Below are 12,885 nucleotides of genomic sequence, written 5' to 3' on the forward strand. Positions count from 1 at the left end.
CGTTCCGCCCGTGCACGCTCCGGCCGACCGACGAGGGTCGGGCACGCAGTTTTTTTCGTGGTGAGAGCTCGAAATTCGTGAAGTCGAGTATGATTCCTGCACCACGGGGCCGCCCGAAGGTCGCCGTCCGATTTGAAGTTGAGGTTTCCTTATGGCGCGGAGCGTTCGGTCTCCGATGGTGGCAATGATTGCTGCGGCAGTTTTGGTGGCGTCGATTTTTTTTGGTACCGGCGGCGCGCAAGCGGACACGGCACCGCCGAGTTCTTCCACCCCCAAAACTGTCGCAGCCGATGCGCTGCCGACCGCCCAAATCAACGGAGTGGTGTGGACCCAGGCGATCGTCGGAAACACCGTCTACGTCGGTGGCCAGTTCACTCGCGCACGCCCCGCTGGAGCCTCGGCCGGAACGAGCGAGGTGACGCGCAACAATCTCATGGCGTACAATCTGTCGACTGGTGTCATGACGTCATTCAACCCCAACCTCAATGGTGCAGTGCGGGCGATTACCGCCTCGCCAGACGGATCACGCATCTATGTCGGCGGAGCTTTCACCACAGTCGGGTCCGTGACGCGAACTCGGCTGGCGTCCTTCAGTACGGCCACCGGGGCGCTCGATTCCACCTGGAAGCCCACGGCAAACAACACCGTTCGGGCGCTCAGCGCGTTTGGGAGCACCGTCTTCGCGGGGGGAAGCTTCACCTCGGCTAACTCTCAAGGACGACAGCGGATCGCGTCGTTCACCGGTTCCGCCGGATCGCTCGGTACCTGGAAGGGCATGGTGCCCGACGGAGCAGTGAACGCACTAACAGTTTCGCCGACCGGTGACCGGGTCGTCATCGGCGGTTCGTTCACCTCGTACAACGGCGCGACGACTCCTGGCTATGGAATGGCGGCAACGGATTCCAGCTCTGGCGCCGGAATGACCTGGAACATTGGCAAGCTCATCAAGAATGCGGGCCCTAACGGTTCTATTCTGTCGCTCACCTCGGATTCCGGCGGCGTCTACGGCACTGGCTACGACTATGGCCCCGGGGCAATGTTCGAGGGAACGTTCCGGGCCAGCTGGAGCAGCGGCAACACCGTCTGGATCGAGGACTGCCATGGTGACACCTACTCGGCAGTTCCGGTCGGCGACGTCGTGTATACGACCGCGCACGCCCACTTTTGTGGAAACATCGGTGGTTTCTCGGAAACCAGTCCGCGAACCTTTCATCGGACTCTGGCCTTTACGAAGAATGCAACAGGCACCATCACTCGGAACCGCACGGGTGGTAGCTACTTCAACTTTGAAGGGAGCCCCCGGCCGTCGCTGCTGACCTTCTACCCCGACATCAATGCCGGTAACTTTACCGGTCAAAATCAGGGACCGTGGAATGTAGCCGCCAACTCCCATTACGTGCTCTACGGCGGCGAGTTCACGCTCGTCAACAACAAAAGGCAGCAGGGACTAGTGCGCTTCGCGGTGTCGTCTATCGCGCCAAACAAAGAAGGGCCGCGCGTGACCGGTGCCAGTTTCAAGCCAACGCTCACCACACCAAGCGCCGGAACGGTCAGTGTCACGTGGAAGTCGAACCACGACCGCGACAACGAATTGCTCACTTATCAGATCTTGCGAAACGGCGCTGTCGTGCGCACGCAAACCGGGCTCTCCGTAGATTGGAGCCGCCCCACGATCAGCTGGACAGACGCCGGCCGTACGTCCGAAACGACGTACTCCTACCAAATTCGGGTGAGTGACCCGTTCGGCAATGCCGTCACCGGTGATGCCGTCAGCGTGAGAGCTGCCAGCGCCGCTACCCTCACGCAGACACCGGATCCGACTGCACCCACCGAGCCGAAAACCGCACCCGACGTGAATTTGTTGCCGGCACCTGAGGTGGTTCCCGACCCGAAGGTGGTGCCTGAGCCGTAGGGGCAAGATTAGCCGGGCAGGATTAGCGCTAGCGGACAGCGCCGCGGGCTGGCTTGGCAATGGCCCGGCTGAGAACCTGGGTCAGCGCCCTCAGTCGGCGTTCCTCCGTAAAATGCGGGTTGACCGTCGACGGTTCGGGCAAGGCTTCCCGTGCTCGGATGGACCGCTCCAGAGTGCGGAGTGCCGACGAAATATCAGCGAGGGGTGCACCGGTGCGTGCCACGCCGATACCGCCGACGAGGGGCAACACCTCGCCGGCCCCTCCGTCGGCGAATCCCGCAGCCCGAACCCCCGCCCGCCATGCTTCAACGGGTACGAGACCAAACGACTCGGGCATGGAGGGAAAGCAGGCAACAGCATCGATCTCGCTGGCGATGGCTTCCACGGATTTTGTCTCCCCGCGGTATTCGATACGTGGATCGCCCTCGATCAGGTGCAACACCGCGGCGAGAGCGGACTCCTGGCCGGGGAATGGCGCACCGAACAGAAGCAGTCGCCAGGAAAAGCCGGTCGCCGGAAGATGGGAGCTCGTTACCGGCCACAGGGATTGGAGCGCGTGAGCCACCTCGAGGTGTCCCCGGCGACCATTGACGCGGCCGATGACGGCGAGGGTGAACGGGTCGTGGAGCGTCGGTGCGCTGACCATCAGGACCGGGTCGAACACGGGCGACGTCACGGTCAACCGCGTGCGGGAGACCCCGTTGCGCTCCAGCCACGCTGCCGTGGCTTCGCTGCAGGCGCAGATCGGAAAGCGGCCGGGGGCCAGGAGCGCCCGAACCAAGAGGTTTCCCAAGCGGTTGGGGAGAAGTTCGTGCACCGACAGGTAAAAACTCTTGCGTTTTAGGCGCAGGAGCGGAATGTACGCGGCGAGGGCGAGCGTCCACAAGACCACGACGTCAGCATCGGTAATTTCTGGCCGAAGACGAATTGGATGCAGTAGGTCTGAGATTTTGCTGAGCCTCAGGACCGACAGCCCTGGGTCAACGATGACGGTTGCAGAGAGGCCGGACTGAGCCAGCTCTTCTGCCAGTGGTCCGGGGTTGGGCACGATGACGGCCACGGTGTGGCCGAGGCTGAGGAGACAGGAAATTTCCTGAATGAGCACACGAGAGGCACCGTAGACGTCATTGTTCCCGTGCAAGATTGCGATGCGCATGTGTTGGCCTCATCAGTGGTCGGCAGCTTTTCACACACTGTACAGTGTGGGCGTGTACCCCCAAAGTGGGCTCAGGTGCCCCCTTGGAAAGAAAACCCCACGCGTGTATTAATAACTCAACGACGTTCTCACCCGATTCATTTTTGAGCGGGTCCTCAGCCTGGAGTTTGATCATGGCCGTGCACCATTCCGCCGATACCGGCCTCGACACCGCGGGAGGAAGGCGTCGGCTATGGTGGATTGCCGGGGCTGGACTCTTGGTCCTGCTCGTGGTTATCCTGCTCGTGACAAACGTTTGGGCGTCGCAGCGTGCCGGTTCGGCCGATGTCGCCGCGACGCAGTCCGTGACGAGCCCGTCCCCGACTCCCACCCGGTCGCCCGGCCGTTCGCCGTCCCCGTCGCCCAGCCCCGGGTCGGCCGAACCGGCGCCGCCTGTGCCAATTATCCCTGACCCGAACGCTGGAGTCGGCGTTCCATCGAGCGAGGTCGCTCCACCACAGGTTCAGGAACCGGTTCCACTGACGGACCCCGCCGTGGCCGTGCCCGGGGTCGTGTTCCGTATCAGCGAACTCGAGGCGGTCGAGGGTGTGGCGCGGGGACCGGGCGAGATTGCCGGTCCGTCGCTCCGGTTCGCCGTCTCCGTTCGCAACGACACTGCGGCGCCCGTCTCGTTGACGTCAACCGTCGTCAACTTCTTTTTTGGGGCTGTTCAGTCGCCGGCCACCGAACTTGCCGCGCCGGGCGGAGTCCCATTTCCCGATGAGGTCGCCGTTGGCGCGACCGCGCAGGGCGTGTTCGTTTTCACTGTCCCCGCTGATGAGCGAGACGAAGTGCAGATCGCCGTCGACTACTCGGCCGGCGTGCCGATCGTGCTCTTTGAGGGCGCGGCGCCACGCTGACCAAGCCTTGCACGTGACTGCCCCCCCATAGAGGGTATTCTATAATGAGAAAACCTCACTAGACTCCGTTGAATGCGACGGCCACCCGACGGCCTCGCTCCTCCTCCGAGTAAGGAAGCACCGTGGGATCTCTCTACGCGTCTCGACTGAACCGCGCACGCCTGACTTCGTTTCATAATCGGTCAGCACGCGCCGGTGCGTTCGGGTTGATGACCGCTCTCGCGGTAGTCGCCGCCGCCATCACGGTTCCACTCCAGGCCGTAGCCGACACAGCTCCTACCGATCCAGCCACGCCGGTGACGATGGCCGCGGATTCCCTTCCCACCGCTCAGATCAACGGTGTGGTGTGGGCCCAGTTGATTGTTGGCAATACCGTCTATGTGGGGGGCGAATTCACCAGAGCCCGCCCGGCTGGTTCCGGCGTCGGTGTGAATGAGGTGGTGCGCACCAATCTGCTCGCCTACAACCTGACGACCGGTGTGTTGATCCCGACGTTCAGCCCCAACCCCAACGGTGCAGTTCGAGCACTCGTCGCCTCTGCTGATGGCAGCAGAATCTATGCCGGCGGCTCGTTCACCTCCGTGAGCGGAGCGAATCGGTACCGCCTGGCGGCCTTTGACACCGGCACGGGCGCGCTCGTCGCGTCGTTTGCTCCAGTCCTGAACGCGCAGGTCAAAGCGCTCGGATTTTCGGGTGGCGCGTTGTTTGCTGGTGGGAGCTTTAGTACTGCCGGTGGTCAGCCGCGCCCCCAAATTGCGTCGTTTGACGCCTCCAACGGTGCGTTGAAGGCCTGGTCAGGAACCCCGAGTGGCGGTGCCGTCAACGCCCTCACCGTCTCGCCCGATGGTGCCAAAGTCATTATCGGCGGCGCCTTCACCTCGTACAACGGCGCCAGCACCCCCGGCTACGGGATGGCGGCCGTCGACGCCGTCACCGGTGCATCCCTGCCCTGGGCGGTCAACTCGCTGCTCCGCAACGGCGGAATCAACGGCGGAATCACAAGCCTGACCTCCTCGCTCGATGGTGTCTTCGGCACGGGATACGACTACGGCGCTGGCGCCAACTTCGAGGGCACCTTCCGCGCCAGCTGGTCGGACGGTTCAATCATCTGGATGGAAGACTGCCACGGAGACACCTACTCCGCGGCCCCGACCCAGAACGTCGTATACACCACCGGTCACGCCCACTACTGCGGCAATATCGGCGGACCGGTCGAGACGGCGCCGCGCTCCTACCACCGAACCCTGTCGTTCACGATGGCTACCACCGGATTCATTACGCCGAACGCCGTGGGCAACTACGACAACTTCGTCGGCAAACCTCGCCCGAGCCTGTTGAGCTTCTACCCGGACATCAACACGGGCATCTATACCGGGCAAGGGCAGGGGCCCTGGAACGTCGTGACCAACGGTCAATACCTGCTGTACGCCGGCGAGTTCACCAACGTCAACAACAAGGGGCAGCAGGGGCTGGCTCGATTCGCCAGCTCCACGACCGCAACCAATAAGGAAGGGCCCCGCGTGGCTAACGCAGCCTTCGTGGCGTCTGCTTTCGTTCCTGACCTGCAATCGCTCTCGAACGGCACGGTGCGCATTGGCTGGAAGTCGGCCTACGATCGTGACAACGAGCGACTCAAATACGAAGTTCTGCGTGATGGAGTGTCGGTCGGTACCGTATCGGGCCTGTCCGTCGACTGGTCCCGACCCAGCATGGGTTGGACGGACAGCGGGCTGACCCCCAGTCAAACGTATTCCTATCAAGTCAGGGTGAGCGATCCATTTGGCAACGTGAAGACCGGAAGTCCGGCATCCGTTAACGTCGCAAGTGTCGGGAGCTACAGCGCATACGCGTTGGCGGTTCGTGCAGACTCGCCGACGTCCTACTGGCCGCTCGGCGAAGCCAGCGGAACGACGGCCTTCGACTGGGTCGCCGCCGCCAATGCACAAACCGCCTCTGGCGTGACCAGGGACGTCGCGGGTGCCCTCACCGGTGACAGCGGCTCTGCTTCGCGGTTCAGCGGCACCACGACCGGGTTCGCCGCGTCCAGCGCGTTTGAAACACCGCGCGGCGCCTTCAGCGTCGAGTCCTGGGTCAAGACCACGACCAAGCGTGGCGGAAAAATTATCGGCCTCGGCAACAGCACCACCGCCAACTCCACTGCCTACGACCGTCACGTTTATATGGACAATGCCGGCCGAATCTGGTTCGGAGTCAAGCCGGGTGTTCTCCGCACGATCAATACGACGGGGTCCTATAATGATGGACAGTGGCACCACGTCGTTGCCACTGTCGGCGCAAACGGTATGTCGCTGTACATTGACGGAGTACTCGCCGTCCAACGCACCGACACGACCTCCGCGGCCCCGATTCAAGGCTACTGGCGCATCGGCGGCGACAATCTGAGTGGCTGGACCAGCCGGCCCCTGAGCGACTATATCGCCGCTGACATCGATGACGTCGCCGTGTATCCAAACGCGCTCGGGGCGGAATCCATCGCGAACCACTACTTTATAGGCAGCGCCGGTCCTCAGGCCAATGTGCCGCCGACCGCGGCTTTTAGCTACCAGACGTCACCATTCGCCGTTTCGGTGGACGCATCCGCTTCGACGGATGCTGATGGCACCGTTGCTGGCTACGCCTGGTCGTGGGGTGACGGGACAAATTCGACCGGCAAGACAGCCACGCACAGCTACACCGCCGCCGGCAGTTATCCCGTCTCCCTCACGGTTACCGATAATTCTGCCGCAACGGCCGTGACGTCGCAGAACGTGCTCGTGCCGGCCGCTGATCCCAATCTCCCCATGGCAACCGACACGTTTTCCCGCGTCTTGAGCAGCGGGCTCGGCACGGCCGATAGCGGAGGCGCGTGGACCACGACCGGATCGTCGGTGAATTACTCGGTCAGCGACGGTGCCGGGTGGTTCAAAGCCGCGGCCGGGGCCACAGTCAACGGATATCTGTCGGGTGTGTCCGCGGCTGACAGTGACGTGAGTGTGACGTTAGCACTTCAGCAGGCGGCCACTGGCTCGGGAGCGTATGCGTCGGTCATCGGCCGGCGAGTCGGCACCGATGATTACCGGGCCAGGGTCAAGTTCCTGGCCACGGGTGTCGTACAGCTGCAACTCATGCACGGTGCGACAACTTTGATGGTGCAAAACATCGCCGGGCTGACCTACACGACAGGAACCCAGCTTCGCGTCCGGCTGCAGGTTTTCGGCACCGTGCCGACGACCATCCGGGCTAAGGTCTGGAGCGCCGGTGGCACTGAGCCGGCGGCCTGGCAGCTCAGCACGACGGATGCCACACCCGCCATGCAGGCGCCTGGCTCTGTCGGACTGGCCCTCTACCTCGGGTCAACGGCTACTGTGACTCCGGTCACGACGATCTTGGACGATTTCGTCGCTACGCATGCAAATTGACCGATGCCGGCAGCGGCCGATCAGCGTGGCTGACCGGATGTCAGCAGCGCCGCTGCTTGTGCAGAATTTGTGATGGCGCAATGCCAAAGAGGGGGAGTCGTGACCAACGAATATCCGCGTGGTGAGGCCAGCGTCGTGATCGCGGTCCTCACCTATTGTCGCGCCCATGACCTGGCGGAGTTGCTGCCAGAGCTCCTTGGCCAGGCCGCCACAGTCTCTCGGTCGATCGAGATTCTCGTCGTGGACAACGATCCGCACGGCGGTGCACGTGACCAGGTGGCTGCGGTCGCCGCGTCGAGTAGCTTCGTTCCAGTGCGGTACGTGCATGAACCGATTCCTGGGATTGCGGCCGGTCGCAATCGGGCCTTGACGGAAGCAGATCATGCCCACGTGCTGATCTTCATCGACGATGATGAGCGGCCTACTGCCCAGTGGCTCATGCAGCTTCTCGACACCTACGCGACTTTTCGACCGGCCGCCGTCGTCGGTCCGGTGCTCTCGCGATACGCCACGGAACCCGAACCGTGGATTCGGGCTGGCGGTTTCTTTGAACGTCGCCGATTCGCCACGGGGACGCCGGTTTCGCTCGCCGCCACCAACAACCTCCTCCTTGATCTCGTTCAGGTGCGCCGCCTCGGCCTGAACTTTGACGAACGGTTCGGCATCTCCGGTGGTTCGGATTCGCTGTTCACCCGGCAGCTGCATCGCCTCGGTGGGCAAATGATCTGGTGCGACGAGGCCATCGTCATCGACGTGGTCCCGGCCAGCCGACTCACTCGAGAATGGGTGCTGCAGCGCGCTTTCCGCATGGGAAATACCTGGAGTCGAATCAACCTCGACGATACTGCGCACGGCGAGCGGATGCTCGTGCGAGCCACAATGGTCGCCCGCGGCACCGCACGGGTACTGGGCGGCCTCGCCCGCTACCTGACCGGATTGATCATCGGACAATTGCCCCATCGGGCCCGGGGACTGCGCACCGCCGCCCGCGGTGCCGGCATGCTGAGCGGCTCCGTGGGGTCGATTTATCACGAGTACAAGCGCTAGCCCAGCACCAATACCCCGTATGGGGGGCATTGATAACTGACAAAGACTCAATATACTGCGAACTAGTGCGGTGGCTACTCGAAGGCTACGGTCCAAACCCTAAGTGAGGCCTTCTGGTGGCTGTTCCTCTGCTCGTCGCTTCGCGCAGTCTTGTCGCTCCAACACCCAGCGGAACCCCGCGCCTGGCCAAATTGGCACGGGCAGGCTGGCTCGCTCTGGCGACGGCGGTCGCCGTGATCGCCGGAGTGCTGAGCGCCCCAGCCGTGGCGCTGGCGGATTCCGCGCCGGTCGATGTCAGCACTCCGGTCACGGTCGCCGCGGATTCGCTGCCGACGACACAGATCAACGGTGTCGTCTGGACTCAGCTGATCGTGGGGAACACGGTGTACGTGGGAGGGGAATTCACCCGCGCCCGCCCGGCCGGCTCGGCCCGCGGTGTCAACGAGGTGGTGCGCAACAACCTGCTCGCCTACAACCTCACCACCGGACAACTCATGTCCGCGTTCAACCCCAACCTCAACGGAGCCGTTCGTGCTCTGGTCGCCTCGGCCGACGGTACCCGGGTCTACGCCGGCGGGTCTTTCACCAAGGTCGGTTCGGACACTCGGTACCGCCTGGCGGCCTTTGACACGGGTACGGGCGCCCTAGTCTCCACCTGGAAGCCGGTCGTGAACGCCTCCGTGAAGGCGCTGGGAATCTTCGGCAACACGGTCTATGCCGGAGGAACCTTTTCCACCGCCGGCGGACAGGCTCGCACCATGACGGCTTCATTCGCTGCGTCCAACGGTGCCCTCGGCACCTGGACCGGTGAACCTGCGGGCGGCGGGGTCAACGCACTGACCATCTCCCCTGACGGGGGCAGAGTCATCATCGGCGGCGCGTTCACCTCGTACAACGGCAACTCCAACCCCGGCTACGGCATGGCTGCAACGGATGCCGCCACCGGCGCATCCCTGCCGTGGAAGATCAACTCGATCATTCGCAACGGCGGCAAAGACGCCGCCATCCTGAGCCTGACCTCGTCGGAACAGGGCGTCATCGGAACCGGCTATGTCTTCGGAACCGGCGGAACTCTCGAGGGTGCTTTTCGCGCCAGCTGGGACGAGGGTGCACTGATCTGGGTCGAGGACTGCCACGGCGATACCTACTCCGCAGTGCCAGTCGGCGACGTCGTCTACACCACTTCGCACGCTCACTTTTGTGGCAACATTGCCGGCCCGCCACAGACCGACCCATGGACCTTCCACCGCACCCTGACGTTCACGTCGGAGGCGAAAGGAATCATCACCAGAAACCGCACGGGCGGTTCGTATTACAACTTTGAGGGAACCCCCCGGCCTGACCTGCTGACCTTCTACCCCGATATAAATTCCGGCACGTACACCGGCCAGGGTCAGGGACCGTGGAACATTGCCGCGAATGAGGACTATCTGCTCTACGGCGGCGAGTTCACGATCGTCAACAACAAGGGGCAGCAGGGGCTGGCGCGGTTCGCGGCTCGCACCATCGCCCCAAATAAGGAAGGCCCGCGGGTCACAAATACCTCCTTTGTGGCCGCAGACTTCGTGCCGTCCGTCGCGTCCTTTGTGCCGGGGGGAACCCGGCTGAGCTGGATGAGTGCCTACGACCGTGACAACGAAAATCTCAGCTACGAGGTGCTCAGGGACGGTGCGAGCGTCGCGACAATCCTGGCCGACTCTACCGATTGGAACCGGCCGATGCTCAGTTGGAGTGACGCCGGGCTGACGCCGGGACAAAGCTACGACTATCGCATCCGCGTGACCGACCCATTCGGCAACAGTCGCACCGGCGCCGTGGCGTCGGTCACAGTAGCCGAGGGTGCGGGGCTGAGTGACTACGCGGCATCCGTTTTGGGTGACTCACCGCGGTCCTACTGGCCGCTCGGTGAGCAGGAAGGCACAACGGCCTTCGACTGGTCCGGCGGAGCCGACCTGGCCGTGCGGTCGGGCGTGACCAGAGATGTCTCGGGCGCCATCGCTGAGCAGGCCGCCTCGCGCTTCGACGGCACGGCAAACGGGCTGGCCTCGACCGCAACGGCGGAAGGATCGTCGAACAACTTCAGCGTCGAGGCGTGGGTGAAAACCACCACCACCCGAGGCGGCAAAATCGTCGGATTCGGCGACAAAGACACCGGCAACTCGACCGGATACGACCGCCACGTTTATATGGACAACAGCGGCAAGATCTGGTTCGGCGCCTACCCCAGCGCGATTCGCACCATTAACACGAGCGACAGCTATAACGATGGGCAATGGCACCACATTGTGGCCAGCCTCAGTCCGGCGGGCATGACGCTGTACATCGACGGCAAGCGCGCGGCGCATCGCTCCGACGTGACGACCGGGCAGGTTTACCAGGGGTTCTGGCGAATCGGTGGAGATACACTCAGCAGCTGGACCAGCCAGCCGACGAGTGGGTACATTGCGGCCGATATCGACGAGGTCGCGCTGTACAGCGGGCCGCTGAGTCGCCAGCAGGTGCTCGACCACTACGTCGCGTCCGGTCGCACCTCACCGGTACCGGCCGCGCCCGCCGATTCCTACGGTGCCGCCGTGTACGGCGCCGAACCCGACCTGTATTGGCGCCTGGGCGAAGCCGCCGGCACGACAGCCCTCGATGCTGGTCAGTTGGGCAATTCCGGAACATACTCCGGCGCCGTCACGAAGGGTGCGGACGCGCTGATCACCGGGACGAACAGTACCGCGGTGACCTTCAACGACGGAACTGTCAGCAGCGACACGCAATTCGTGAATCCGACCACCTACTCGCTCGAGGCCTGGTTCAACACGACCACGACCCAGGGCGGAAAAATCATCGGCTTCGGCAACCGTCAGACCGGGCTGTCGACCAACTATGACCGTCACGTCTACCTGCAGGATGACGGGCGTCTCGTCTTCGGAACCTGGACCGGCAAAGCAAACCTGGTGACCTCGGCCGCGTCCTACAACGATGGCGTGAGTCACCACGTGGTGGCCGTGCAGTCTCCCGCCGGCATGCAGCTCTACGTCGATGGCGCACTGGTGGGCACGAATCCGCAACCGGCGGCGCAGGCCTACTCGGGGTACTGGCGCATTGGCAGCGACCCCACCTGGGGCTCGAGCAGCCCGGCGCTAGCTGGCACCCTCGACGAGGTTGCGGTCTATCCCACAGCCTTGGAAGCCGCGGTCATCGGCCAGCACTTCGCGCTCGGATCGGGAGGAAGCGCGGCCAATCTGCCACCGACGGCAGCTTTCGTCTCCTCGGTCGACGGCCTGGCCCTGCAGGTTGACGCGTCGTCGTCGTCGGATTCCGACGGACAGATTACAGGCTACGCGTGGACGTTCGGCGACGGCGCCACCGGCACCGCCGTTCAGGCGAGCCACACGTATGCTGAATCGGGAACATATGAGGTCACCTTGATCGTGACCGACGATGCCGGGGCTACCGCGGCCGCCACTGAGTCGGTTACGGTCACCGCCGTTGAGCCGCCAGTTGAGGAGAATGCACCCCCGGTTGCGGCCTTCACGGCGACGGCCACCGATCTTGCGGTCGCCGTCGACGGCGTCGGCTCGAGTGACGCGGACGGCACGATCGCGGGCTACACCTGGACCTGGGGGGACGGCGCGACCGAATCCGCCGCTGTGGCAACGGCAACCCACGGCTACGCTGTGGCCGGAACTTATGAAATCGTGCTCACGGTCACCGACGATGCCGGTGCAACGGCCAGCGCTTCCCAGCGCGTTGTGGTCACCGACCCGGCGCCAGCGCCCGCGACGGCCTTCGCAGCGGATGCCTTCAGTCGAGCCATGAGCACCGGCTTCGGCACAGCCGACCTCGGCGGGTCATGGACCACGACCGGATCAGCGGCCAACTACTCAGTAGGTGACGGCGTGGCCACGCTTCATGCCGTGCCGGGCAGGATGCTCAACGGCTATCTGAGCGCGGTGTTATCCACTGAAACCGACTTGACCGTGACAACGGGCGTACAGCAGGCAGTGACCGGCGGCGGCGTTTACCTCACGGCGATCGGGCGTCGGGTGGGTACGGACGATTATCGGGCACGCGTCAAGTTGTTGGCGTCCGGGGCAGTGCAGGTGCAGCTCCTACGTTATGCGACGAGTCTCAAGTCCTTGACCATCCCCGGCCTCAGCTACGCGGCGGGGGATCAGCTGCAGCTGCGGGTGCAGGTCACCGGCACCGCACCGACCACGCTCAAGGCGATGGCGTGGAAGCTGGGTGAGCCTGCTCCCGATACGTGGCAGGTCAGCGCGACGGATTCGACGGCCGCCCTGCAGCAGGCCGGTTCGATCGGGGTAGCGTTCTACGTCAGTGGCTCGGCCACGGTGAGCCCGATGACGGCGACCTTTGACGACCTGATCGCAGTGGCGCCCCAGTAATTTGTACATGCAAGGAGCCATCCGATGACAGGCAACGAAGATGAGAGGGACCGCG

6 protein-coding genes are annotated in these 12,885 nt (G+C 63.7%); 5 read left to right on the forward strand and 1 reads right to left on the reverse strand.

Annotation, left to right across the window (positions count from 1 at the left end):
* Positions 1-151: 151 nt before the first annotated feature.
* Positions 152-1,912, forward strand: a complete 1,761-nt coding sequence (locus tag CXY73_RS12165; RefSeq protein ID WP_104136208.1) for a delta-60 repeat domain-containing protein — start codon at positions 152-154, stop codon at positions 1,910-1,912.
* A 28-nt stretch (positions 1,913-1,940) separates the two neighbouring features.
* Here the strand turns inward: CXY73_RS12165 and CXY73_RS12170 are convergent, their stop codons facing one another.
* Positions 1,941-3,068, reverse strand: coding sequence for a glycosyltransferase family 4 protein (locus CXY73_RS12170; RefSeq protein ID WP_104177849.1), 1,128 nt, complete (start codon positions 3,066-3,068; stop codon positions 1,941-1,943).
* Between the two features lie 173 nt (positions 3,069-3,241).
* On the opposite strand from CXY73_RS12170, the gene CXY73_RS12175 reads away from it, so the two are divergent.
* The 4 genes from CXY73_RS12175 to CXY73_RS12190 all read left to right on the forward strand — a co-directional run bounded on the left by CXY73_RS12175 (position 3,242) and on the right by CXY73_RS12190 (position 12,830).
* A complete protein-coding gene (locus CXY73_RS12175; protein WP_104136202.1) occupies positions 3,242-3,967 on the forward strand; it encodes a hypothetical protein in 726 nt (241 codons plus the stop codon).
* 122 nt (positions 3,968-4,089) lie between these two features.
* Positions 4,090-7,386 carry a LamG-like jellyroll fold domain-containing protein gene (locus tag CXY73_RS12180; RefSeq protein WP_233198298.1) on the forward strand — a complete coding sequence of 1,099 codons (3,297 nt, stop codon included), beginning with the start codon at positions 4,090-4,092 and terminating at the stop codon, positions 7,384-7,386.
* Between the two features lie 99 nt (positions 7,387-7,485).
* The gene (locus CXY73_RS12185; RefSeq protein WP_233198299.1) at positions 7,486-8,433 is read left to right on the forward strand and encodes a glycosyltransferase family 2 protein; all 948 of its coding nucleotides are present in this window, start codon (positions 7,486-7,488) and stop codon (positions 8,431-8,433) included.
* 116 nt (positions 8,434-8,549) lie between these two features.
* Positions 8,550-12,830 (forward strand): LamG-like jellyroll fold domain-containing protein, encoded by a 4,281-nt coding sequence (locus CXY73_RS12190; protein ID WP_233198300.1) that lies wholly within the window; start codon positions 8,550-8,552, stop codon positions 12,828-12,830.
* The last annotated feature ends 55 nt before the right edge of the window (positions 12,831-12,885 follow it).

It is taken from the genome of Cryobacterium sp. Y50 (assembly GCF_002929805.1).
GTDB lineage: Bacteria > Actinomycetota > Actinomycetes > Actinomycetales > Microbacteriaceae > Cryobacterium.

Bases quoted from the DNA above. Each gene is read 5' to 3' on its own strand.
- CXY73_RS12165 (WP_104136208.1), top strand. From the start codon at position 152: ATGGCGCGGAGCGTTCGGTCTCCGATGGTGGCAATGATTGCTGCGGCA.
- CXY73_RS12170 (WP_104177849.1), bottom strand. From the start codon at position 3,068: ATGCGCATCGCAATCTTGCACGGGAACAATGACGTCTACGGTGCCTCT.
- CXY73_RS12175 (WP_104136202.1), top strand. From the start codon at position 3,242: ATGGCCGTGCACCATTCCGCCGATACCGGCCTCGACACCGCGGGAGGA.